Here is a 23,004-nt window from a genome sequence, read left to right as displayed (position 1 = left end):
ACCCGCCTGCTACGGCGCCGTCTTCAGCACGTGAGTGGTGTCCGTGCCGAGGGCGGCGCCGTCGTTCCCGGTCGGGGTGAACTCCGGTACCGGCGCGCCCCGCAGGTCGACCAGGACCGAGTGGCTCTCCCCGGGGGCGAAGGCGTGTGCCTCGCCCCACTGCCGCAGGGTGAGGATGACCGGGAAGAGGGCGCGGCCCGCGTCGGTGAGGACGTACTCCTGGCGCTTGCCGGTCGGCGCGGTGCGCTGGGCGAGGACCCCGTGGGCGGTGAGCTTGCGCAGGCGGTCGGTGAGGATGTTGCGGGCGATCCCGGTCCGGCGCTGGAACTCGGTGAAGGACCGGGCCCCGTCCATCGCGTCGCGCACGACGAGCAGGCTCCACCGGTCGCCGACGAGGTCGAGCGTGCGGGCGACGGGGCACTCGGGATCGGTCCAGTCGAGGTCCGGGGCGCTCATGGTGGTGCGTGTCATGACACCTCCCATTGGGTTGCGGATTGAAACCATCATGCCGTACCGTCAGAACGGTTGCAATCTGCTACCAATCTCGATGGGAGCGCTATGAACATGTGGCGGCGGTTACTGCTGGCGGTGATCTGCGGCGTCGCGGTGGCGAGCATCTACGCGGCCCAGCCGGTCCTCGAGCCCATGGGGCGCGACCTCGGCGTCTCGGCGGAGCTCGCCGGGTGGATCGTCGCGACCAGCCAGTTCGGTTATCTGGCCGGGCTCCTGCTGCTCGTGCCGCTCGGCGACGTGGTCGACCGGCGCAAGCTCATCGCGGCGCACCTCGCGGTCACCGCGGTCGGCCTGGTCCTCACCGCCGTGGCCTCGGTCGCGTGGATCGCCTTCGTGGGGCTCGCGCTCGCCGGCCTTTTCGCGGTCGTCGTGCAGACCACGGTGGCCTACGCCGCCTCCGTCTCCCCGCTCGCCGAACGCGGCAGGAACATCGGCGTCGTCACCTCGGGCGTCGTGGTCGGCATCCTCGGCGCCCGGGTCGTCACCGGCGCGCTCGCCGAACTCTGGGGCTGGCGCAGTGTCTACGCCGTCCTCGCCGCGCTCTCCCTCGGCCTCGCGGCCCTCGTCCTCGTCGCTCTGCCCGCGGAGGAGCGCGGCCGGCCGCCGGCCTCGTACCGGCGGGTCGTCGCCTCGCTCGGCGGCCTCTTCGCGGAACGGGTCGTCCTGACGCGCGGGCTCATCGCGTTCTTCCTGTTCGCCTCGTTCGGCACGCTGTGGAGCGGGCTCTCGCTGCCGCTCGCGGACGCGCCCTGGGAGCTGAGCGAGAGCCAGATCGGCCTGTTCGGCATCGCCGGGCTCGCCGGCGCGCTCGGCGCGGCCCGCGCGGGCCGCTGGGCGGACGCGGGCCGCGCGGTCCCCGTCACCGGCTTCGCGCTCGCCCTGCTCATCGTCTCCTGGGCGGCCATCGCCCAGCTGCCGTGGTCGCTGTGGCTGCTCATCGTCGGCATCGTCGTGCTCGACTTCGCCGTCCAGGCCGTGCACGTGAGCAACCAGCACCTGCTCACCGCCACCCACCCGGACCGCGTCAGCAGCGTCATCGGTGGCTACATGGTCTTCTACTCGCTCGGCTCCGCCCTCGGCGCGGCGGCGACCACCGCGATCTTCACCTCCTACGGCTGGACGGGCTCCAGCCTCCTCGGCGCGGGCTTCGCCCTCTGCGGCCTCGTCGTCTGGGCGGCGAGCAGGCGGGTGGCCCGCGAGGCCGTGCACGTCCCTGCGGAGCGGACGGAGGCGGCCCGAGTGCCCGAGGCGGAGGAGGCGCGGGGCGCCAAGGCGCTCTGAGCACCTCCGACCGCCCCCGGCCTCCGACCGCCTCCGGCCGCCTCCAGGGCGTCGCACCCGTGGGCTCCGGCCCGGCTCCCGGTGTAATCCCCCGTCGCCGGGAGACGGACCCGAGCCCACGGACGCGGCGCCCTCCGCGTCGCCACGGGCCCCGGAACCTTTCCTCGTTCCGATGCCTTCCTTAAGCGGAGCCTAAGAATCCCAACCCCCGTCCAGTGGTGGGCATTTGTCCGTTTCACTGCCGCTAGCGTGCTGCCGCACCCCACCCCCCACACCCGGCACGCAGAGGCAGGCACGCGATGAGCACCACGAGTTCCCACCGACGCAGGACGAGCGGCAGGACGAAGGCCATCGGCGCGGTCGTCGCGGCGGCGGTGGCCGGCGGCGCGGCCTTCGCCCTCACCGGCACCGCGCAGGCCGCCGCCGTGGGCGCCGCGTACACCCGCACCAGCTCCTGGACCGGCGGCTACACCGGCCAGTACGTCGTCACCAACGAGACCTCCAGCGTCCAGTCGGGGGGCTGGACGCTGGAGTTCGACCTGCCCGCGGGGACGACGATCGGCTCCCTCTGGAACGGCGAGCACACCGTCTCCGGCCGACACGTGACCGTGAAGCCCGCGAGCTGGAACAAGGTGCTCGCCCCCGGCCAGTCCGTCACCGTCGGCTTCGTGACCTCCGCGCAGGGGGAGGCGGGCGACCCCGCCAACTGCCTCATCAACAAGGCCTCCTGCTCCGTCGGCGGCCCCACCCCGACCCCGAGCGGCCGCCCGACCGTGCCGCCCACCGCCACCGCGAGCCCCACCGCGCCCCCGACGACCACGGCCCCCACCCCCACCCGTACCCCCACCGCCGTCCCCACCACCCCCACGCCGACGGCGACCGCCACCGGGACCCCCGGCGCCGCCGCGAAGTTCGCGCCGTACGTCGACACCTCCCTCTACCCGGCGTACGACCTGCTCGCGACCGCCGACGCCACCGGGGTGAAGGAGTTCAACCTCGCCTTCATCACCTCCGGCGGCTCGTGCGCCCCGCTGTGGGGCGGCGTGACCGACCTGGCAGACGACAAGGTGGCCGCCCAGATCGGCGCCCTGCGGGCCAAGGGCGGCGACGTCCGGGTCTCCTTCGGCGGCGCCGCAGGGCACGAACTGGCCCTGAACTGCGCGAACTCCACCGACCTCGCGGCCGCCTACGGCAAGGTCGTCGACCGGTACAAGCTCACCAAGGTCGACTTCGACATCGAGGGCGCCGCCCTGCCCGACACCGCCGCCAACACCCGCCGCTCCCAGGCCATCGCCCAGCTCCAGAAGTCCCACCCCGGCCTGAACGTCTCCTTCACCCTGCCGGTCATGCCCGAGGGCCTGACCCAGCCGGGCGTCGACCTGCTCGCCGACGCCAAGCGCAACGGCGTCCGCGTCGACGCCGTCAACATCATGGCGATGGACTACGGACCGGCCTACAGCGCCGACATGGGCACGTACGCGATCCAGGCCGCCACCGCCACCCAGGCCCAGATCAAGGGCGTCCTCGGGCTGTCCGACGCCGCCGCCTGGAAGGCCGTCGCCGTGACCCCGATGATCGGCGTCAACGACGTGACGACCGAGATCTTCAAGGTCGACGACGCGGGACAGCTGGTCGACTTCGCGAAGTCCAAGGGCATCGGCTGGCTCTCCATGTGGTCCTCGACCCGCGACAAGCAGTGCGCCGCCGGTGCCGTGAACCACGCCGACGCCACCTGCTCCTCGATCCTCCAGCAGCCCCTGGCCTTCACCAAGGCCTTCGCCGCCTACAAGTAGGCCGCAGGACCACCCCGTCCCCCCACCCACGCGCGCCCCGGCCGGAGCCCTACCCTCCGGCCGGGGCGCGCCCCCTTCCGCGCGCGGTCAGCCCTTCACGGCCCCCCGCATGATCCCGCCGACGATCTGCCGCCCGAACACCACGAACACGACAAGGAGCGGCAGCGTCCCGAGCAGCGCCCCCGCCATGATCACCGCCTGGTCGGGGATGTAGCCCCGGCCGAGCCCGGCGAGCGCCACCTGGACCGTCGGGCTGCCGTTCTGCGTCAGCGCGATCACCGGCCAGAAGAAGTCGTTCCACGCCGCCACGAAGGTCAGCATCCCCAGCACCGCCATCGCCGGCCGGGCCGCGGGGAAGACCACGTGCCAGACGATCCGCAGTGTGCCCGCCCCGTCCGTACGGGCCGCCTCGATCAGCTCCGAGGGAAGCGCCCGGCTCAGATGCTGGCGCATGAAGAACACCCCGAAGGCCGAGACCAGCGCGGGCAGGACGACGGCCTGCAGCCGGTCGGTCCACGACACCTCGGCGATCAGCATGAACAGCGGTACGACGGCCAGCTGCGGCGGCACCATCATCGTGCCGATCACCACGAGCAGCAGCCCGTTCCTGAACCGGAACCGCAGTTTGGCGAAGGCGAAGCCGGCGAGCGTCGAGAAGAGCACCGTGCCCGCCGTCACCGCCCCCGCGACCACCGTGGTGTTGAGCAGCGCCACCCCCAGGTTGGCGTCCGTCCACGCCCTGGAGAGGTTCTCGGGCAGGTTCCCGCCGAACCCGAGCGGGGGAGGGGTCCGGGCCAGCCGTGTGTTGTCCCACGAGGCCGCCACCGCCGTCCACAGCAGCGGGAAGAGGGACCCGGCGGTGAACAGCAGCAGCACCGCGTACGTCACCGGACCCGCACCGCGTGCGCGCATCAGGACTCCTCCCGCCCGGCGAACCGCGGCCGCAGCAGCCGGGCCAACGCGCCGATCAGCAGCAGGATCAGGAACATGGCCCAGGCGATCGCCGACGCCCGCCCCAGGTGGTGGTTGACCCACCCCTGCTCGTACAGATAGAGCCCCAGCGTCTGGTACTGGTGGTCCGCGCCCCCCGTGGCCCCGGCGCCGCCGTTGAACAGGAGCGGCTCACCGAACAGCTGCGTCGCGCCGATCGTCGACACCACGACCGTGAACAGGATCGTCGGCCGCAGCCCCGGCACCGTCACATGGACGAACTGCTGCCACCGCGAAGCCCCGTCCAGCTCCGCCGCCTCGTACAGCTCGCGCGGGATCGACTGCATGGCCGCCAGGTAGATCAGCGCGTTGTACCCCGTCCACCGCCAGATCACGATCGTCGAGACCGCGATCCGCGCGGACCACGTCCCGTTCTGCCAGTCCACCGGCGCGAACCCGACGCTCCCGAGCAGCCAGTTGACGAATCCGTGGTCCCGGCCGAAGAGCAGCACGAAGACCAGCGTGGCCGCGGCGACGCTGGTGGCGTACGGCGTCAGTGCCGCGACCCGGAAGAACGTCCGGCCGCGCAGCCGGGAGTTGAGCAGATGCGCCAGACCGAGCGCGATCAGCAGCTGCGGAACGGTCGACAGGACGCCGATCGTGACCGTGTTCCCCAGCGCGTTCCAGAAGAAGTCGTCGCTCAGGAGCCGGGTGAAGTTCCGCGCCCCCACCCACTCCATCCGGTCCGGCGCCGTCAGCTCGACCCGGTGCAGCGAGGCCCAGCCGGTGTAGAGCAGCGGGAAGAGCCCGAAGGCGGCGAAGAGGGCGAAGAAGGGGGCGACCAGCGCGTACGGCGCGGAGCGCAGGCCGAGACGGTGCCGGCGGGCGCGCCGCCCGGCCTCCTTCGTTCGGGACGCGGGCGCGGGCCCTTCCAGCGGAGGTACGACGACCTCGGCCTCGGTCATCGGCTCACCGGTCCAGGGCGTTGTCGATGGACTTCACGGCCGCGTCCCAGCCCGCCCGCGGCGGCCGCCCCTTCTGGTCGACCTGGAGCATCCCGATGTCGGCCAGGTTCTGCGCGATGACCGCGTCCTTCGGTCCGGTGACGGCGACCGGCACGCCCCGGGCCGCCGCCGCGAAGAGCGCGCCGACGGGCGCGCCGCCGAAGTACGGGTGCCGCGCTTCGGCGACGGCCGGCCGGGCGAGGGCGGCCGAGGAACTGGGGAAGCTGCCCCGCCGCGCGAAGAGCGTCGCCTGCTGGGCGGGCGCGGTCAGCCAGGCCACCAGCTTCGCCGCCTCGGCCCGGTGCCTCCCGGCCGACGGCACGACGAGGAAGGAGCCGCCCCAGTTGCCGGGCCGGGGCGCCGCCGCCACGTCCCACGCGCCCCGGCCCGCGGGACCGGCCTTGTCCTGGATGTAGCCGAGCATCCAGGCCGGGCAGGAGACGGTGGCGAACCGGGCACCCGCGTACGCCTGGTCCCAGGCGGGCGTGAACTGCTGGAGCCGGGCGGTCAGCCCCTCGCCGGCGAACGCGGCGGCGAGGTCCCAGGCCCGCTTGACGGCCGGGTTGTCCTTGTAGACGATCTCGCCCCGGGTGTCGTAGAACCGCACCGGACTCGATCCGGTGATCGCCGCCATCACGCCCGCGGCGGAGTCCACGAAGGCGACCCCCTTCGGCGCCCGGGCCTTGAACCGCCGGCCGGTGTCCAGGTACTTCTTCCAGTCCCCGGCCCACAGCCTGCCGACGGCGGCCCGGTCGGTGGGCAGCCCGGCCCGCGCGAAGAGGTCCTTGCGGTAGCAGACGGCCTGCGGGCCGATGTCCGTGCCCAGCGCGACCGTTCGGCCGTTCCGGTCGGTGCCCTGCGCCCATTTCCAGGGCAGGAAGGCGCTCTTGTCGACACCGGGCACGGCGCCGAGGTCGACGAGGCGGTGCCCCTGGGTGGTGGTGATCTCGGCGATGTTGTTCACCTCGACGGCCTGGACGTCGGCGAGCCCCGAGTCGGAGACGAGGTGGGTGAGGAGCTGCGGGTAGTAGTTCTCGTTCCGCTCGATCGAGGTCTGCCGGACGGCGATCTCCGGGTGGAGCCGCGTGTACGCGTCGTAGAGCCCGGCCTCCTTCAGCCCGAAGGCCCCGAACACCCCGACGGTGAGCGTGGTCCGGCCCGGCTCCTCGGCGGGGCCCGCGGCGCACCCGGCCGGCAGCGCGGTGGCGAGCACGACGGCGAGGACGAGGGCGGTACGGCTCCTCCGCATGACGGTCTCCCGGTACCGGGGCGTGGTGACCGTCGTCACGTTAGGCGCGGGCCCGCCCGGCACCCGGGGGGCGCCGCGCGCGCTCACCCGAAGGGCCCCGGAAAAACGACCGAGGCCCCGGTTCTTCCGAACCGGGGCCTCGGCCCTCAGGGTGAGTGACGGGACTCGAACCCGCGGCATCCTGGACCACAACCAGGTGCTCTACCAGCTGAGCTACACCCACCATGACCGGCGGTTTCCCGAAGGTTTCCCCGACCGGCCGAGAAGAAGTCTACAGGGTCCCGGAGGGTGCTCGCGCCCGCATTCCGCGCGGGGGCGTCAGGGCCGCGTCAGGGGCGCGAGCGGGGCGTCCTGTGAGGGCGCCCCGCAGGACGTGAGCCGCTCCGGGTCCGCCCCGGGACTACTCCGGCGGCAGGACGTGGCGGGCCGCGATCTGCTTCGCCGTGTCGGAGTCCGGTCCGGGCTGGGGGACGAAGATCGCCTCGCGGTAGTAGCGCAGCTCGGCGATGGACTCGCGGATGTCGGCGAGCGCGCGGTGGTTGCCGCTCTTCTCCGGGCTGTTGAAGTACGCCCTCGGGTACCAGCGGCGCGCCAGCTCCTTGACCGAGGAGACGTCGACGATCCGGTAGTGCAGGTGGCTCTCCAGGGCCGCCATGTCCCGCGCGAGGAAGCCCCGGTCGGTGGAGACCGAGTTCCCGCACAGCGGCGCCTTGCCGGGCTCCTTGACGTGCTCGCGGACGTAGGCGAGGACCTGCGCCTCGGCGTCGGCCAGCGTGGTGCCGTCGGCGAGGGCGTCGAGGAGGCCGGAGGACGTGTGCATCTGGCGCACGATCTCGGGCATGGTCTCCAGCGCCGCCTCCGGCGGGCGGATCACGATGTCCACACCGTCGCCGAGCACGTTCAGTTCCGAGTCGGTGACCAGCGCGGCCACCTCGATGAGTGCGTCGTCCGTCAACGAGAGCCCGGTCATCTCGCAGTCGATCCACACCATGCGATCGTTCATGCGTCCTACCTTAGGGCCTGTCGGGCGGATCACAGTCGGCTCCGCGACGCGCCGGACAGGCCCAGGGCCCGGGGGCGCCCCCGGCCCGGACCGAACGCCGACGGGCGTCCGGGGGAGGTGCCCCCGGACGCCCGTCGGTTTTTCGTACGCGGCTCGTGGCGCGCGGTCTGGTCGGCCCCTACGGGGCGCTGCGCTGACCCGGCAGGGCCGCTCGCCCGGAGGCGTACGCGTCGGACTGCGGCTTCCCCGGATCCAGCGGACCGGGCCGCCGGCCGACCGGCAGGCCGCCCTGCGACGGCACCAGCGGGTCGAGGACCGTCACGGTCTCGGCCTGCGGGCGCCGGGCCCGGTAGGCCGCGCGGTACGCGGCCGGCGAGGAGCCGAGCTGGCGGCGGAAGTGCCCGCGCAGCGCCACCGGGGACCGGAAGCCGCAGCGTCCCGCGACCTCGTCGACCGAGTAGTCGGAGGTCTCGAGCAGCCGCTGCGCCTGCAGCACCCGCTGGGTGATCAGCCACTGGAGCGGGGCGGACCCCGTCAGTGAGCGGAAGCGCCGGTCGAACGTCCGCCGCGACATGTACGCGCGGGCCGCGAGCGTCTCCACGTCGAACTGCTCGTGGAGGTGCTCCAGGGCCCAGGCGACGACCTCGGCGAGCGGGTCGGCGCCGATCTCCTCGGGTAAAGACCTGTCGAGGTAGCGCTCCTGGCCGCCGCTGCGCCGCGGCGGGACGACGAGCCGGCGGGCGAGCGCGCCGGCGGCCTCCGCGCCGTGGTCGGTCCGCACGATGTGCAGACACAGGTCGATGCCGGCCGCGGTGCCGGCCGAGGTCAGTACGTCCCCGTCGTCGACGAAGAGCTCCCGCGGGTCCACATGGACCGACGGATAGCGCTTGGCGAGCGTCGGCGCGTACATCCAGTGTGTGGTGGCCGGGCGGCCGTCGAGCAGCCCCGCGGCGGCGAGCACGAACGCGCCGGTGCAGAGCCCGACGATCCGCGCGCCCTCTTCGTGTGCCCGGCGCAGTGCTTCGAGTGCCTCCGGCGGTGGCGGCGAGGTGATCGACCGCCAGGCCGGTACGACGACGGTCCCGGCGCGACTGATCGCGTCCAGTCCGTACGGCGCGGTCAGTTCGAGGCCCCCTGTGGTCCGCAGCGGGCCTTCCTCACCGGCGCACACGAGCAGCCGGTAACGCGGTACTCCGGCATCCTGCCGGTCGATTCCGAACACGGAGAGCGGGATGGAGCTCTCGAAGATGGGGCCACCACTGAACAGCAGCACCGCGACTACTTCGCGGCGGCGGCGCCCGGACAGCTTCCGTACGGCCTCCGTTACGGCGGAGTCCTGGCTCATGACGCTAAGCCCCCCTCGGTGTTCGCGTCTCCCTGGTCCTGTCGCTCCTGCACGATTCCCCTCGGTTTTGCACGAGACCCCAGTCTTCGATACCCATGATCGAATCTACTGTGTTCCGTGGCGCCGGAGTGACAAGTTCTCTCTCCGGCAGATTGTCGACAAGGCAACTTGGCGCGAAGCATTCGATCACGAAGCGTTCCACTCGTGGGCCGGACAGGGAAGTGCGCGTGGCGCGCATGGCCCGTCCCCATAGGGTGCACAGGCCCGGCGCACGCCTTTCCGGCCTGGTGGCACCAGGGTTGAGGGGTCATTCCGCCAAGGACTCGCCGACATCTGGAACTTGGCTGAAAACATATGGGTGTGGGTGTGCGAATGCGTCAGCTTCGCGGGGGGTGTGTCAGCCCTGGCGGTGGTTCCGGCCGCCGTGCGAGCGACGCGCGCGGGGTGCCGCGGCCTCGGCCCGCAGGCCGCGCTCGGACCGCCGCAGCAGCAGCCGGCAGACCGCCGTCACGGCCGCGAGCCCGAGCGCCGTTCCGGTGGCCCCGCCCAGCGAGGTGCCGTAGCCCACGAGGACGACCGGGACGAGCACACAGCAGAAGACCGCCCACCGGACGACGTCGCCCGCCGACTCCGCGGCCGAGGCCGCGGCGTGTCCGGCGGCGGGCGTGTCCGGGTCGGCCGGGCGGACGGGGCGGACGGGGTGGACGGGGCGGTCGGTGGCGGCGGCCGTTGGTGCGGGCACGGGCGGTCTCCCTGCGACGGTGGCGTGACCTGTGGGAACGAGAAGCGGAACGTTCCGGTCACTGCGGGTGGGGTCCGTTCGGCTCTCCGTGCGGCCCCTGGAGGGGAGCCCGGGGGGACAGCTGTAGGGCACAGGCGGCATTGCCATATCGGGACGGGCTCGTGCATGCTCCCTGGAACGCCGTGCGAGCGCTGAAATGCGGGCCCTGGACGGCTCTGGGCAGGAGAGGAGTGTCGCCGTACCCTTGGGGGTATGGGCTTGGGAAGATGATTCCCGGACACAGCTCCGCCGCCAACCGTTGTTCCGTACGACGCAACGACGCCACGACGTTCTTCCGTTTCCCTTCCCACGAGGATCTTCTTCGCCGAGACACCGATGGCCGGTCACGAATTCCCCGAACCCGCGGACCGCAAGCGCGTCGCCGACTCCACGGTCGACCCCCTCGCGGTCGAACAGCCACGCCACGCCTGCGATCCCGCCTTCCGACACGGAGTGGTCGTCGGTTTCGACGGCTCGACCTCCAGTGAGCGAGCCCTCGCCTACGCCATCGGCATGGCCAAGCGCTCCGGCTCCGGCCTGATCATCGTTCATGTCGCCAACCGGCTTCCGACCACCGTCTGGGCGGGGTGCGAGCCGCCGGTCTTCGTCGACGTCCCCGACCACCGCACCGAGGTGCTCGGTCTGGAACTCGCCTGCGCGGACTATCTGGCCGAGGTGCCCTGGATCCTCGTCGAGCGCGGCGGCGACATCTGCCACGAGCTGGAGGAGGTCGGCCGGGAGTACTCCGCCGACGCCATCGTGGTCGGCTCGACGCACGGGATCGTCGGCCGGATCTTCGGCTCGGTGGCCGGCCGACTCGCCAAGCGGGCGCAGCGGCCCGTGATCGTCATCCCCTGAACCGGAGCGGCTGGATCCGCCCCCTGGGCTTCACCTTCTCGACGCTTCGTCAACTCCCTTGGTACGACGATAATTTCTGCCGCCGAGAGGTGATTTGTGCGCTTGTGAAGGGTACTTAAATGTCACCGGAACAAGCAGCTCACGCAGCACAACTGCCCACTTGAAGGGAGCCCGCCGTGGACAAAGACGTCGCCGCGGGGAACACGACCTCCACTCTCGGCCACCTCGCGCTCGGACTGACCCTGCTGGCCTTCGGCCTCGGCGGCACCGGCGTGATCGACAACGTCGCGGCGTCGGACGCCGCATCCCTCGCCACCTGGGTCGGCGGGGTGGCGCTCTTCCTCGTCGGTCTGCTCGCCCTGCGGGCGGGCAACGGCGGTGAGGGCACGGCCTATTCGGCGCTCGGCGCGTTCTGGTTCACCTGGGGGACCGGCGTCGGTGACGGCGGTTCGGCCGAGGCGACCGGCCTCTTCCTGCTGCTGTGGGCGCTCCTCGCGCTCACGCTGACGATGGCGGCCGCGGGCAGCGGTCTGTTCGGGCAGGGGGTCTACGGCCTGCTGTTCGTCGCGCTGCTGCTGCTCGGTGTCGGCGCGCTCGCCGACAACGGCGGTCTGGCGAAGGCGGGCGGCTGGGTCGCCGCGGTGGCGGGCCTGGCGGCCTGGTACGGCGCGACGGCGGCGGTGGCCCACTGGCCGACCTCGCTGAGCCGCTCGGGCCGTAGCGCGGCCGCGGCGAGCTGACGCCGGGGGAGAAACAAGCGGTCCCCGCGCACCGGTGAGGTGCGCGGGGACCGCTCTGTGTGTCCGGCCGGGCGTCCGCCCTTCCGGGGACAGGTCCGGAACGCGGGCGGACGGGCTTTCCCGGCCGTGGTCGAGAGCTCCGGGTGACAGGCCCGGGGTGGTGCTACTCGACCGTGACGGACTTGGCCAGGTTGCGCGGCTTGTCGATGTCGCGGCCCATGGCGAGCGCCGTGTGGTAGGCGAGGAGCTGGAGCGGGATGCCCATCAGGATCGGGTCCAGCTCGTCCTCGTTCTTCGGCACGACGATGGTGTGGTCGGCCTTCGCCTGCTCCTGGTGCGCGACCGCGAGGATGCGGCCGCTGCGGGCCTTGATCTCCTCCAGGGCGGCGCGGTTCTTCTCCAGCAGGTCGTCGTCGGGGACGATCGCGACCGTCGGCAGGGCCGGCTCGATGAGGGCGAGCGGGCCGTGCTTCAGCTCGGAGGCCGGGTACGCCTCCGCGTGGATGTACGAGATCTCCTTGAGCTTCAGGGAGGCCTCGAGGGCGACGGGGTAGCCCCGGACACGGCCGATGAACATCATCGACTGGGCGCCCGCGTACTCCGCGGCGATCTTCTTGATCTCTTCCTCGGTCTCGAGGATCTCGCTGATCTGGCCGGGCAGCTTGCGCAGGCCCTCGATGATCCGCTTGCCGTCGGTGACCGACAGGTCGCGGATGCGGCCGAGGTGCAGGGCGATCAGCGCGAACGCGGTCACCGTGTTGGTGAAGCACTTGGTGGAGACGACGCAGACCTCGGGGCCCGCGTGCACGTACACGCCGCCGTCGGCCTCGCGGGCGATGGCCGAGCCGACCACGTTGACGACGCCGATGACGCGGGCGCCCTTCCGCTTCAGCTCCTGCACGGCGGCCAGCACGTCGTAGGTCTCACCGGACTGGGAGACGGCGATGTACAGGGTGTCGGGGTCCACGACCGGGTTGCGGTAGCGGAACTCCGAGGCCGGCTCGGCGTCGGCGGGGATGCGGGCCATGGACTCGATGAGCCCGGCGCCGATCAGGCCGGCGTGGTACGAGGTGCCGCAGCCGAGGATCTTGATCCGGCGGATGGAGCGGGCCTCGCGGGCGTCCAGGTTCAGGCCGCCCAGGTGGACGGTGGAGAACCGGTCGTCGATCCGGCCGCGCAGCACGCGGTCGACCGCGTCGGGCTGCTCGGAGATCTCCTTGTGCATGTACGTGTCGTGGCCGCCCATGTCATAGGAGGCGGCCTCCCACTCCACGGTCTCCGGGGTGGCCGTCGTGGTGGCGCCCGAGGTGGTGTACGTGCGGAAGTCGTCGGCCTTGAGGGTGGCCATCTCGCCGTCGTCGAGGGTGACGACCTGGCGGGTGTGGGCGATCAGGGCGGCGACGTCGGAGGCGACGAACATCTCCTTCTCGCCGATGCCGAGGACGACCGGGGAGCCGTTGCGGGCCACCACGATGCGGTCGTTGAAGTCGGCGTGCATGACGGCGATGCCGTAGGTGCCCTCGATGACCTTGAGCGCCTCGCGGACCTTCTCCTCCAGGGTGGTGGCCTGGGAGCGGGCGATCAGGTGGGTGATGACCTCGGTGTCGGTCTCCGACGCGAAGACGACGCCGTCCGCCTCCAGCTTGGCGCGGAGCTCCTGGGCGTTGTCGACGATGCCGTTGTGGACGACCGCGACCTTGTTCTCGGGGTCCATGTGCGGGTGCGAGTTGATGTCGCTCGGCGCGCCGTGGGTGGCCCAGCGGGTGTGGGCGATGCCGGTGGTGCCGGTGAAGCGCTTGGGGACGCGGGCTTCCAGGTCACGGACCCGGCCCTTGGCCTTGACCATCTTCAGGCCGGAGGCCTTCGGGCTGGTGATGACGATGCCGGCGGAGTCGTACCCCCGGTACTCCAGCCGCTGCAGGCCCTCGAGCAGCAGCGGGGCGACGTCGCGCTTTCCGATGTAACCGACGATTCCGCACATAAAGGTGTTACCCCTCCAGGTTGGTGAGTGTGCTCTGCCGTGACCCGGTCGGGGTCACCCGTAGACGATGCGGCGCAGCTGCCGGAGCGAGAGCTCCGGTGGCGCCACGGCGCGGTGCGGCAGCTCGGCCGCGATGCGCTCGAAGATCTCGGCGTTCACCGCGCCCCCTGACTGCAGCTCGCGGTGGCGGCGCCGGACGAAGTCCTCGGTCGACTCGTCGAAGTACGCCAGCACGTCGAGCACCACCCGGGCGGCCTCACCGCGCTGGAGCGCGGTGCTGCGCACCAGGTGGTCGATGAGGTCGTCATGCGACGGGCGGCGATCGAGCACCCGAGAATACTGAGGGGTTCCCCCCGGACTTCGCAAGAATCCTGCCCGAATTCGGGCAGACGGCTTCATGATCGCCGCCCTGGGGGCGAAATTGGTCTACACCTTGACCGCGGAAGTGGTCCACGGTACGCATGGTGACTGTTCGGATACGCATACCCACAGCCGCGAAGTCCGTCGGAGTCCGTCCAACGTTCATCGAAAGGGACCCATGTCTGTGAGACAGCGCAGAACGCTTCCCCGCCTGCTCGGCGCCGTGCTGCTCCTCGCCGCCGCCGGCATCTCCTGCGTCGGAGCCGCCCCCGTCTCCCACTCCGCCGCCGACACCACCCGCCCGCTCGGCCAGATCGTGCCCGTCCCGGCCTCCGTGACCCCGGCCGGACAGCCGTACGCGCTCACCTCCGCCACCCGCATCCGGATCGACGAGGACTCCCGCGACGCCCGCGCGGTCGCCGACTACCTCGCCGGGATCCTGCGCCCCTCCACGGGCCTCTCCCTGCGCGTCGTCGACGAGGACGCGGCGCGGGGCGGCATCCGGCTCCGCCTCAGCGGCACCGAGAAGGCCCTCGGCGACGAGGGCTACCGGCTGCAGTCCGGCCGCGACGGCATCACCCTCACGGCCCACCGGCCCACCGGACTCTTCCGCGGCGTGCAGACCCTGCGTCAGCAGCTCCCCGCGGCCGTCGAGAAGCGGACCCGGCAGCCCGGCCCCTGGAAGGTCGCCGGCGGCACCATCACCGACACCCCGCGCTACGCCTACCGGGGCGCGATGCTCGACGTCTCCCGGCACTTCTTCACCGTCGAGCAGGTCAAGCGGTACATCGACCAGCTCGCCCTCTACAAGATCAACAAGCTGCACCTGCACCTCTCCGACGACCAGGGCTGGCGCATCGCCATCGACTCCTGGCCCCGGCTCGCCACCTACGGCGGCTCCACCCAGGTCGGCGGCGGCCCCGGCGGCCACTACACCAAGGCCGACTACCAGGAGATCGTCCGCTACGCCGCCTCCCGCCACCAGGAGGTCGTCCCCGAGATCGACCTGCCCGGCCACACGAACGCGGCCCTCGCCTCGTACGCCGAGCTGAACTGCGACGGCGTCGCCCCGCCGCTCTACACCGGCACCGCCGTCGGCTTCAGCTCCCTGTGCGTGCCCAAGGACATCACGTACGACTTCGTGGACGACGTGATCCGCGAGCTCGCCGCGCTCACCCCCGGGAAGTACCTCCACATCGGCGGCGACGAGGCGCACTCCACGTCCCACGCGGACTACGTGGCCTTCATGGAGAAGGTCCAGCCGATCGTCGCGAAGTACGGCAAGACCGTCGTCGGCTGGCACCAGCTCACCGGCGCCACGCCCGCCAAGGGCGCCCTCGCCCAGTACTGGGGCCTCGACCGGACCGGTGGAGCGGAGAAGGAGCAGGTCGCGGCCGCCGCGCGGAACGGCACCGGGCTGATCCTCTCGCCCGCCGACCGGGTCTACCTCGACATGAAGTACACCAAGGACACCAAGCTGGGCCTCGCCTGGGCAGGCTACGTCGAGGTCCAGCGCTCCTACGACTGGAACCCGGCCGCCTACCTCCCCGGCGCGCCCGCCGAGGCCGTCCAGGGCGTCGAGGCGCCGCTGTGGACCGAGACCGTCTCCGAGAACGCGCACATCGACCAGATGGCCTTCCCGCGCCTGCCGGGCGTCGCCGAACTGGGCTGGTCCCCGGCGGCCACGCACGACTGGAACGCCTACAAGGAGCGGCTCGCCGCGCAGGGGCCGCGCTTCGAGGCCCTCGGGATCGACTACTACCGCTCGCCGCAGGTGCCGTGGCCGGCTGAGTAGACGAGAAGCGCGGGCCGGGTGGAGGACCGTACTCCACCCGGCCCGCGCCGGTCTCCGCAAGGTGAAACCCCGAAGGGAGCTAGCGCGTGTACCGCGCGATCGGGTTCACCAGGTCGCCGACCAGCTGGAGCGCCGCCGACGGGTCCGCCAGGTCCACCATCTGCTTGTTGTTCCGCAGCTGGAGGCGGTTGAGGGCGGAGAGCGCGAAGGTCTCCGCGAACATGTCGTACCGCTCGAACTTCTCCGCCAGTTCCGGCTTCGACTCCTGGTAGGCGCGCACGCACTCCGCGACCGTCCGCCAGAAGGCGTCCTCGTCGAGCGCGCCCTCCGCCGCGAGCGTCGCCGCGAAGAAGCGGAAGAAGCAGTCGAAGACGTCCGTGAAGATCGACAGCAGCTTCATGTCCTCGGGGACGTCCGCCCGGACCCGCTCCACGGCCGGCGGCAGTACCGCCGTCGGGTCCATCACGCAGATCTCCTCGGCGATGTCCTTGAACACCGCCCGCACGACCGCGCCCTGCTCGTCGAGGACCAGGATCACGTTCTCGCCGTGCGGCATGTAGACCAGGTCGTACGCGTAGAAGCTGTGCAGCAGCGGCAGCAGGTACGCGTCCAGGTAGCCGCGCAGCCAGGCCGTCGGCTCCAGGCCCGAGTCCGCGATCAGCGCCGCCGCGAAGGACGCGCCCGCGTGGTCGACATGGAGCAGCGAGGCCATCGTCGCGAGCCGCTCGCCCGGCGCGAGGGAGGCCACCGGTGACTCGCGCCAGAGCGCGGCGAGCATCTTGCGGTACGGGGAGAAACGGTTCGTCGCGGCTTCGTACTCCAGGTGCCGGTAGCCGACCGCCGCCCGCTCGCGGATGATCGAGAACCGGGCCTCCTTGAAGACGGCGTCCGCGTCGATCAGACCGGCGAGCCAGTCGTTGATCGCCGGGGTCGCCTCCATGTACGCGGCCGAGAGCCCGCGCATGAAGCCCATGTTGAGGACCGAGATCGCCGTCTTGACGTAGTGCTTGGCCGGGTCCGCCGTGTTGAAGAACGTACGGATCGACTGCTGCGCCAGATAGGCGTCGTCGCCCTCGCCCAGGTACACCAGACGCTGCTGGGCGACCTCGGCGGCGAAGGTGACGGCCAGCTTGTTCCACCACTGCCAGGGGTGGACCGGCATCAGCAGGTAGTCGGCCAGGTCCAGGCCCCGCTCGGCGAGGGTCGCGGCGAAGCCGTCGACCGCCGCGTCGCCCAGCTCGGCACGGACGAAGCTGTCGTACTCGACGTCCGCGCAGCCCGAGAAGGTGGTGCGGTCGCGGCGCGCGGCCAGCCAGATCAGGTGGACCGGGGCGGCCGCCTCGGGGGCGTACGCGTGGTACTCGTCGATGCCGAAGCCGAGCCGGCCGTTGTTGGCGACGAAGCAGGGGTGGCCCTCGGTCATCCCGGTCTCGATCGCCTGGAAGTCCGCGCGCGCCAGCTCGGCGGCGGTGACCTGCGGCTTGGTGGACTTGAAGGCCGTACCGGACAGCGTGGAGGAGATCTCCTCCAGGTAGACCGGCAGGACCTCGTCGCTCAGGCCGAGCGCGCCGCGCAGCTCGGTGATGAACAGGAGCGCGTCCAGCGGGAGGTGCTCCTCGCCGCGGTGGCGGGTGATCGACTCGGCGTGGACCTGCCAGTGGTCGAGCGCGTACCGGTCGGCGGTGAAGCGGTACTCGACGGTGCCGTCGTCGCTCAGCACGCGGTAGCGGTCCTCACCCAGCTCCTGCGGGTTGAGCAGCCGCTCGTGGGCGAACTCGGCGAGGCCCTTGCGGATCAGCGCGCGGTTGGCGTCGGCCCAGCGCTCCGGGGTGAGGTGCGCGACGGGGTCGGCGACGGGGGACGGGCGGCGGCTCATACGGTGGCTCCCACGGCGGCCTCGAACTGGGCGCGGGTGCAGAAGGACAGCAGGGCCTTCTTCTCCGGCTTCTGGATCTCGCGCTCGGGCACGAAGCCGACGGCCTCGTTGAGCGCGTGGACGGCCTTGTTGGCCACGTCCGGCTCGACGACGACCCGCTCGGTCGCCGGGTCGGCGAACAGCTCCCGCATCACGGCGGTGATCACCCGGCGGGTGAAACCGTGCACGGGGGTGTCGGTGGGCGCGACGAGGAAGTGCATGCCGACGTCGCCGGGCAGCGGGTCGTACAAGCCGACCAGCTCCAGCTGAGAGGGGTCGTACCGCTCCATGAGGATCGCGGGCACCTCGTCCACGAGGCCGATGAAGGCCTGGTGGTGCGGGTTGGCGGCGAACGCCATGTACTCGCGCTCGACGTCCTGGAGCTTCGCGTCCTGCATCATCCAGAACGCGGCCTTGGGGTGCGTGACCCAGGCGTGGAGCAGCTCGGCGTCCGCGAGCGGGTCGAGCGGGCGGAAGCGGATGGTCGTACTGCTGGTCGTGGTGGCGGTCACGCGGCGAACTCCTGGAACGCGATGGTCTTCTCGACGGGGTAGTACTCGCGGCCCAGCATCGCTCCGATGATGTACGCGTTGCGGTACGCACCCATGCCCAGGTCGGGCGAGGTGATGGAGTGGGTGTGGACGCTCGCGTTCTGCACGAAGACGCGGCTGCCCGTGGTGTCGACGGAGTAGTTGCGGGCCACGTCGAAGCGGCCCTGGGAGTCCCAGCGCAGCTGCTCGCGGACCGGCTCCAGGAAGGCGGGGACGGTGTACTTGTAGCCCGTCGCGAGGATCAGGCCCTCGGAGTCGAGCGTGAAGCCCGTGCCCTGCTCCTCCTGGTGGAAGCCGAGCGTGTACGTGCCGCTGGTGTCGTCGTACGCGGCCGAGTGCAGGGCCGAGTTGGTCAGCAGCCGGGTGGGGACGGGACCGGCCAGGTTCTTCTGGTAGAGCAGGTCGAAGATGGCGTCGATCAGCTCGCCGTCGATGCCCTTGAACAGGTTCTTCTGCTGGTTCTCCAGGCGGTAGCGGGTCTGCTCGGGCAGCGCGTGGAAGTAGTCCACGTACTCCGGCGAGGTCATCTCCAGCGTCAGCTTGGTGTACTCCAGCGGGAAGAAGCGCGGGGAGCGCGTCACCCAGTTCAGCCGGTAGCCGTGCACGTCGATCTCGGAGAGGAGGTCGTAGTAGATCTCCGCCGCGCTCTGGCCGCTGCCGACCAGGGTGATCGACTTCTTCTTCTGCAGCGCCTCCTTGTTCGGGAGGTAGCGGGAGTTGTGGATCAGGTCGCCGCCGAGGCCCTGGCAGGAGTCGGGGACGTGCGGCGGGGTGCCGGTGCCGAGCACGATCCGGCGGGCGCGGTAGGTCTCCCCGGCCTCGGTGGTCACCACGTACACGTCGCCGGCCTCGTCGTGGGTGACGGCGGCGACGGTGGTGGAGAAGCGGATGGAGCGCAGCTGGTCGGCGGCCCAGCGGCAGTAGTCGTTGTACTCCACCCGCAGCGGGTAGAAGTTCTCCCGGATGTAGAAGGAGTAGAGCCGGCCCTTCGCCTTCAGGTAGTTCAGGAAGGAGTACGGGGAGGTCGGGTCGGCCATCGTGACCAGGTCCGACATGAAGGGCGTCTGGAGGTGCGAGCCCTCCAGGAACATCCCCGAGTGCCACTCGAAGTCCGGCTTGGACTCCAGGAAGAGGCCGTTCAGCTCGTCGATCGGCTCGGTCAGGCAGGCGAGGCCGAGGTTGAACGGACCGAGCCCGATGCCGATGAAGTCGTACGTCGTGGTCGTCTCAGGCGTGGACAAGGGTCTCTCCCAGGTACTGCTCGGCGTGGCCGGCTATCAGATCGAGGACGGCGGCGATGTCGGCCACGGTCGTCTCGGGGTTGAGCAGGGTGAACTTGAGGTACTGGCGGCCGTCGACCTTCGTCCCGGCGACGACGGCCTCGCCGGAGGCGAAGAGCGCCTTGCGGGCGTAGAGGTTGGCGCGGTCGATCTCGGTGGGGGAGGTGACGGCCTCCGGGATGTAGCGGTAGACGAGCGTGGACAGCTGCGGCTGCACGACCACGTCGTAGCGGGGGTCGGCGGCGAGCAGGTCGAAGCCGGCCCGGGCCAGGTCGCAGACCTCGTCGAAGAGCTCGCCGACACCGTCGGCGCCCATCACGCGCAGGGTCATCCAGAGCTTCAGGGCGTCGAAACGACGGGTGGTCTGGAGGGACTTGTCGACCTGGTTGGGGATCTGCTCGGCGACCGTCCGGCGCGGGTTGAGGTAGTCCGCGTGGTACGTGGCGTGGCCCAGGGTGGCGCCGTCGCGGACCAGCAGCGCGGAGGAGCTCACCGGCTGGAAGAAGGACTTGTGGTAGTCGACGGTGACCGAGTCGGCCCGCTCGATGCCGTCCAGGAGGTGGCGGCGGGTGGGCGAGGCGAGGAGCCCGCAGCCGTAGGCGGCGTCGACGTGCATCCAGGCGCCGTACTCCTCGGCGAGGGCGGCGATCTCGTGCAGCGGGTCGATGGAGCCGAAGTCGGTGGTGCCGGCGGTGGCGACGATCGCCATCGGCGTCAGGCCCTCGGCGCGGCAGGCCTCCAGCTCGGCGGCGAGGACGACGGACTGCATGCGCCGGTTCCGGTCGACCGGGATGGAGACGACGGCGTCCGGGCCGAGGCCGAGCAGTCCCGCGGACTTCTGGACGCTGAAGTGGCTGCAGTCGGAGGTGAAGACGCGGAGCTTGGCCAGGTCGGTCGTCTTCGCCTCCTCGCGGGCCAGGAGCAGGGCCTGCAGGTTGGACTGCGAACCGCCGCTGGTGAACACGCCGTCGGCGGAGGGGCCGAAGCCGATGCGGCCGGTGGTCCAGTCGACGAGCTTGCGCTCGATGAGGGTGGCGCCCGCGCTCTGGTCCCAGGTGTCCAGCGAGGAGTTGACCGCCGAGAGGACGGCCTCGCCGAGGACGGCCGGGATCACGACCGGGCAGTTGAGGTGGCCCAGGTAGCGGGGGTGGTGGAAGTAGACGGCGTCGCGGAGGTAGACGCTCTCCAGCTCGTCGAGCGCGGCGGAGGCGTCGCCGAGCGGCTTGTCGAGGTCGACGGCGTCGACGGTGGGGGCCAGCTCGGCGGGCGTGACACCGGTGAACGGGCGGCGCGTCGTGGCGAGTTTCCTCGCCACCCGCTCGACTCCTTCGGTGACGGAGCGCCGGTAGCTCTCCGCCGTGGCGTCGTTGAGCAGGTGCGAGCGCATGGGGATGGTCCTCCGGGACGGGAGAGGTGAGGGGTGGGGATGAGGGGGGCGGTGCGTAAGTAAGGTTAGCCTAACCTAAGTTTGCGACGCAAAGAACCCCCCACCCTTGAGGGGCGAGGGGTCCTGGGGAGCGGACGGACGGACGCTCCGGTGCGGCTACTCGTCCTCTGCCTGCGGCGCCTCGCGGAGGGCGTCCTCGGAGAGGCCCTTGCGCCAGTAGCCGACGAACGTCACACGCCTGCGGTCGAGTTCACGATCGCGTACGAAGTGCCGGCGCAGCTCCTTCACCGAGCCGGACTCGCCCGCGATCCACACGTACGGTGCCTCGCCCGGCAGTTCGGCGGCGCGCACCGCCTCGACGGCGGACGGCGCCCCCTCCTCCCGTACGAGCCAGGTGACCGCGGCCTCGGCCGCGGTGGTCAGCTCGATCCGGTCGTCGGAGAACGGGACTTCGAGATAGACCTGCGCCCGCATCCCGGCCGGCAGCCACTCCAGGATCCCCGCCGCGGCCGGCAGGGCCGTCTCGTCCGCCCAGATGAGGACGGAGTCGGCGTCGGCCGGGAGCTGGAAGCGGACGGCGGTGTTCTCGGCCACCGCCGGGCCGAGCACGACGACCTGGTCACCGGGCTCGGCGCCCTGCGCCCAGCGGCAGGCCGGGCCGCCGTCCTCGTGGAGCGCGAAGTCGATGTCGACCTCGTCCGGTCCGGTGCGCTGTTCGCGGACGGTGTACGAGCGCATCACGGCCCGCTCGTCGTCCGGCATCGCGCGCCAGGCGCCCAGGATCGCGTACATGTCCGGGTCGTCCAGCGGCGGCAGGACGGGGGCCTCCTGGCCGGGGTGCGGCAGGAAGAGGGAGAGCGACTGGTCGCGCCCCCCGGAGGAGAAGGACTTCAGCGCGTCCCCGACGAAGGTCACGCGGACCAGCGACGGGCCGAGCCGCCGCGTCCGGTCGACCTGGAGGGGGAAGAACTGGAACGGGGCGGTCTCGGCGTTCGCCATGGGTCAGGCCACCTTCTTCGCGTTCTCCAGCGCCTTGGCCAGGTCCTCCAGGATCGGGGCGCACTTGGCGTAGGAGTAGATCGGCTCGGTGACCCGGGGGATGACCTGGCCGGCCTTGACGGCGGGGAGGGCGGCCCAGGTCGGCTTGGCCTTGAGCGCCTCGGGCTGCAGGGCCGAGGTGCGGTTGTCGAGCATGATGATGTCGGCCTGGTACTTGCCGACGTTCTCCCAGCTGAGCCCCTCGAACCAGCCGCCCTGGTCCAGCTTGTCGGGCGTGATCAGGTTGACGCCCAGCTCCTTGAAGTAGAGCGTGTCGGTCGGCCGGACCGGGGTGGAGACGTAGAACAGGTCGGGGGAGCCGGAGCCGATCAGGACCTTGATGTCCTTCTTGCCCTTGGCGGCCTGGCGGACGCGCTCGGCGGCGGCCTCGAAGCGGGCCTTGTCGTCCTTGAGCTTCTGCGACTTCACATCGGCGCCGAGGGACTCGGCGAGGTCGACGTGGCGCTGGAGCACGGCCGGCATCGACTTGTCCGAGGCCCACAGGGCGACGCTCGGGGCGATCTTGAGGATCTTGTCCTTCTGCTCGGCCGGGACGTACCAGAGGTCGTTCTTCTCCCACATGTCCGTGATGAGGAGGTCCGGGTTGAGCTTGAGGTACTCCTCGATCTTGAACTCGCCCCAGACGTTGCCGATGACGGCGACCTTCTCGATGTCGAGGTCGCCGGCCTGGACGTCCGGCTTCTTCGCCTTGGTCTTCGGGTCCTCGACGTAGGTCGGGCCGAAGACGCCCTTGACCTCGATGCCGAAGTCCTTGAGGGCGGCGGCCATGCCGGTGAAGGCGACGATGTTCTTCGGGGTGGACTTCGCCTCGACGGCGGTGCCGCGGTCGTCGGTGAACTTCCACGGACCGGCCTTCTCGGAGGCCCCGGCGGCGCTGCTCTTGCCACCCTCGGTCTTGGTGCCGCAGGCGGCGAGCGCGGCGCCGAGCCCGAGGGCGCCGCCCGCGGTGAGCAGGCCGCGACGGCTGAGGGAAGTGGCTCGGGCGTTGCTGGGCATGGCGGAGTCGCTTTCGGTACGTGCCGGGGACGGCGGTCGGCCTGGGGTACGTCGAAGGTTGGTTAGCCTAACCTCACGTTGATCTGGAGGGGTGGGGGCGAGTTGGGGCTGGGATGCGCGTCACATGTCGGTGGCATATGCGGCACCCTGCGCGGGGCTTGGCCGCCCCGAAGGTGAAGTTCC

The 23,004-nt window shown here is 71.2% G+C and carries 20 protein-coding genes and 1 tRNA gene; 5 read left to right on the top strand and 16 right to left on the bottom strand.

Features of this window, described 5'->3' with window-relative positions:
* Positions 1-9: 9 nt before the first annotated feature.
* Positions 10-471 (bottom strand): helix-turn-helix domain-containing protein, encoded by a 462-nt coding sequence (locus tag AB0E14_RS31765; protein ID WP_362426068.1) that lies wholly within the window; start codon positions 469-471, stop codon positions 10-12.
* 87 nt (positions 472-558) lie between these two features.
* Between AB0E14_RS31765 and AB0E14_RS31760 the strand changes: the two genes are divergently transcribed.
* Together AB0E14_RS31760 and AB0E14_RS31755 are read left to right on the top strand one after the other, a co-directional pair.
* Complete coding sequence (locus tag AB0E14_RS31760; RefSeq protein WP_362426065.1) at positions 559-1,794, top strand: MFS transporter; 1,236 nt, start codon at positions 559-561, stop codon at positions 1,792-1,794.
* A 299-nt stretch (positions 1,795-2,093) separates the two neighbouring features.
* The gene (locus tag AB0E14_RS31755) at positions 2,094-3,587 is read left to right on the top strand and encodes a cellulose binding domain-containing protein (protein WP_362426062.1); all 1,494 of its coding nucleotides are present in this window, start codon (positions 2,094-2,096) and stop codon (positions 3,585-3,587) included.
* A gap of 87 nt (positions 3,588-3,674) precedes the next feature.
* Here AB0E14_RS31755 and AB0E14_RS31750 read toward each other — a convergent pair whose 3' ends face one another.
* From AB0E14_RS31750 to AB0E14_RS31720, 7 genes are all read right to left on the bottom strand, one after another.
* Positions 3,675-4,499, bottom strand: coding sequence for a carbohydrate ABC transporter permease (locus tag AB0E14_RS31750; protein ID WP_362426059.1), 825 nt, complete (start codon positions 4,497-4,499; stop codon positions 3,675-3,677).
* Positions 4,499-5,482, bottom strand: coding sequence for a sugar ABC transporter permease (locus tag AB0E14_RS31745; protein ID WP_362426056.1), 984 nt, complete (start codon positions 5,480-5,482; stop codon positions 4,499-4,501). The genes AB0E14_RS31750 and AB0E14_RS31745 overlap by 1 nt, the downstream gene beginning before the upstream one ends.
* Positions 5,483-5,486: 4 nt before the next feature.
* Entirely contained in the window at positions 5,487-6,770 is a 1,284-nt protein-coding gene (locus tag AB0E14_RS31740) for an ABC transporter substrate-binding protein (RefSeq protein WP_362426053.1), read from the bottom strand.
* Between the two features lie 150 nt (positions 6,771-6,920).
* Positions 6,921-6,993: transfer RNA gene (locus tag AB0E14_RS31735), tRNA-His, on the bottom strand.
* 177 nt (positions 6,994-7,170) lie between these two features.
* A complete protein-coding gene (gene orn, locus AB0E14_RS31730; protein ID WP_362426050.1) occupies positions 7,171-7,773 on the bottom strand; it encodes an oligoribonuclease in 603 nt (200 codons plus the stop codon).
* 178 nt (positions 7,774-7,951) lie between these two features.
* On the bottom strand, positions 7,952-9,118 hold the full coding sequence (locus tag AB0E14_RS31725) for a helix-turn-helix domain-containing protein (protein ID WP_362426047.1): 1,167 nt from the start codon (positions 9,116-9,118) through the stop codon (positions 7,952-7,954).
* Between the two features lie 397 nt (positions 9,119-9,515).
* A complete protein-coding gene (locus AB0E14_RS31720; protein ID WP_362426044.1) occupies positions 9,516-9,860 on the bottom strand; it encodes a hypothetical protein in 345 nt (114 codons plus the stop codon).
* Between the two features lie 375 nt (positions 9,861-10,235).
* Here AB0E14_RS31720 and AB0E14_RS31715 point away from each other — a divergent pair, with 375 nt between their 5' ends.
* Together AB0E14_RS31715 and AB0E14_RS31710 are read left to right on the top strand one after the other, a co-directional pair.
* A complete protein-coding gene (locus AB0E14_RS31715; protein WP_362426041.1) occupies positions 10,236-10,757 on the top strand; it encodes a universal stress protein in 522 nt (173 codons plus the stop codon).
* A gap of 176 nt (positions 10,758-10,933) precedes the next feature.
* On the top strand, positions 10,934-11,497 hold the full coding sequence (locus tag AB0E14_RS31710; RefSeq protein WP_362426038.1) for a GPR1/FUN34/YaaH family transporter: 564 nt from the start codon (positions 10,934-10,936) through the stop codon (positions 11,495-11,497).
* 163 nt (positions 11,498-11,660) lie between these two features.
* Here the strand turns inward: AB0E14_RS31710 and glmS are convergent, their stop codons facing one another.
* Both glmS and AB0E14_RS31700 read right to left on the bottom strand, forming a co-directional pair.
* A complete protein-coding gene (gene glmS / locus AB0E14_RS31705; protein WP_362426035.1) occupies positions 11,661-13,478 on the bottom strand; it encodes a glutamine--fructose-6-phosphate transaminase (isomerizing) in 1,818 nt (605 codons plus the stop codon).
* Positions 13,479-13,532: 54 nt separating this feature from the next.
* Positions 13,533-13,808, bottom strand: coding sequence for a hypothetical protein (locus AB0E14_RS31700; RefSeq protein WP_361969256.1), 276 nt, complete (start codon positions 13,806-13,808; stop codon positions 13,533-13,535).
* A 214-nt stretch (positions 13,809-14,022) separates the two neighbouring features.
* Between AB0E14_RS31700 and AB0E14_RS31695 the strand changes: the two genes are divergently transcribed.
* Positions 14,023-15,633 carry a beta-N-acetylhexosaminidase gene (locus AB0E14_RS31695; RefSeq protein ID WP_362426032.1) on the top strand — a complete coding sequence of 537 codons (1,611 nt, stop codon included), beginning with the start codon at positions 14,023-14,025 and terminating at the stop codon, positions 15,631-15,633.
* Positions 15,634-15,712: 79 nt separating this feature from the next.
* On the opposite strand, the gene AB0E14_RS31690 is transcribed toward AB0E14_RS31695, so the two are convergent.
* The 6 genes from AB0E14_RS31690 to AB0E14_RS31665 form a co-directional block, all read right to left on the bottom strand.
* Positions 15,713-17,509: an IucA/IucC family siderophore biosynthesis protein gene (locus AB0E14_RS31690; RefSeq protein WP_362426029.1), complete on the bottom strand. Its 1,797-nt coding sequence runs from the start codon at positions 17,507-17,509 to the stop codon at positions 15,713-15,715.
* Positions 17,506-18,060 (bottom strand): GNAT family N-acetyltransferase, encoded by a 555-nt coding sequence (locus tag AB0E14_RS31685; protein ID WP_362426026.1) that lies wholly within the window; start codon positions 18,058-18,060, stop codon positions 17,506-17,508. Before AB0E14_RS31685 ends, AB0E14_RS31690 begins: the two co-directional genes overlap by 4 nt.
* Positions 18,057-19,340: a lysine N(6)-hydroxylase/L-ornithine N(5)-oxygenase family protein gene (locus AB0E14_RS31680; protein ID WP_362426023.1), complete on the bottom strand. Its 1,284-nt coding sequence runs from the start codon at positions 19,338-19,340 to the stop codon at positions 18,057-18,059. Before AB0E14_RS31680 ends, AB0E14_RS31685 begins: the two co-directional genes overlap by 4 nt.
* Positions 19,327-20,766 (bottom strand): aspartate aminotransferase family protein, encoded by a 1,440-nt coding sequence (locus tag AB0E14_RS31675; RefSeq protein WP_362426020.1) that lies wholly within the window; start codon positions 20,764-20,766, stop codon positions 19,327-19,329. Before AB0E14_RS31675 ends, AB0E14_RS31680 begins: the two co-directional genes overlap by 14 nt.
* Before the next feature lie 156 nt (positions 20,767-20,922).
* A complete protein-coding gene (locus AB0E14_RS31670; protein WP_362426017.1) occupies positions 20,923-21,765 on the bottom strand; it encodes a siderophore-interacting protein in 843 nt (280 codons plus the stop codon).
* Positions 21,766-21,768: 3 nt separating this feature from the next.
* Positions 21,769-22,821 carry an ABC transporter substrate-binding protein gene (locus tag AB0E14_RS31665; protein WP_362426014.1) on the bottom strand — a complete coding sequence of 351 codons (1,053 nt, stop codon included), beginning with the start codon at positions 22,819-22,821 and terminating at the stop codon, positions 21,769-21,771.
* Positions 22,822-23,004 lie beyond the last annotated feature (183 nt).

The sequence above is a fragment of the Streptomyces sp. NPDC047981 genome (assembly GCF_040653315.1).
GTDB lineage: Bacteria > Actinomycetota > Actinomycetes > Streptomycetales > Streptomycetaceae > Streptomyces.
This window is presented reverse-complemented; position numbering and strand designations above follow the sequence as displayed.

Coding starts and splice junctions, on each gene's coding strand:
- AB0E14_RS31765 (WP_362426068.1), bottom strand. CDS start 471: ATGACACGCACCACCATGAGCGCCCCGGACCTCGACTGGACCGATCCC.
- AB0E14_RS31760 (WP_362426065.1), top strand. CDS start 559: ATGAACATGTGGCGGCGGTTACTGCTGGCGGTGATCTGCGGCGTCGCG.
- AB0E14_RS31755 (WP_362426062.1), top strand. CDS start 2,094: ATGAGCACCACGAGTTCCCACCGACGCAGGACGAGCGGCAGGACGAAG.
- AB0E14_RS31750 (WP_362426059.1), bottom strand. CDS start 4,499: ATGCGCGCACGCGGTGCGGGTCCGGTGACGTACGCGGTGCTGCTGCTG.
- AB0E14_RS31745 (WP_362426056.1), bottom strand. CDS start 5,482: ATGACCGAGGCCGAGGTCGTCGTACCTCCGCTGGAAGGGCCCGCGCCC.
- AB0E14_RS31740 (WP_362426053.1), bottom strand. CDS start 6,770: ATGCGGAGGAGCCGTACCGCCCTCGTCCTCGCCGTCGTGCTCGCCACC.
- orn (WP_362426050.1), bottom strand. CDS start 7,773: ATGAACGATCGCATGGTGTGGATCGACTGCGAGATGACCGGGCTCTCG.
- AB0E14_RS31725 (WP_362426047.1), bottom strand. CDS start 9,118: ATGAGCCAGGACTCCGCCGTAACGGAGGCCGTACGGAAGCTGTCCGGG.
- AB0E14_RS31715 (WP_362426041.1), top strand. CDS start 10,236: ATGGCCGGTCACGAATTCCCCGAACCCGCGGACCGCAAGCGCGTCGCC.
- glmS (WP_362426035.1), bottom strand. CDS start 13,478: ATGTGCGGAATCGTCGGTTACATCGGAAAGCGCGACGTCGCCCCGCTG.
- AB0E14_RS31690 (WP_362426029.1), bottom strand. CDS start 17,509: ATGAGCCGCCGCCCGTCCCCCGTCGCCGACCCCGTCGCGCACCTCACC.
- AB0E14_RS31675 (WP_362426020.1), bottom strand. CDS start 20,766: ATGCGCTCGCACCTGCTCAACGACGCCACGGCGGAGAGCTACCGGCGC.
- AB0E14_RS31670 (WP_362426017.1), bottom strand. CDS start 21,765: ATGGCGAACGCCGAGACCGCCCCGTTCCAGTTCTTCCCCCTCCAGGTC.
- AB0E14_RS31665 (WP_362426014.1), bottom strand. CDS start 22,821: ATGCCCAGCAACGCCCGAGCCACTTCCCTCAGCCGTCGCGGCCTGCTC.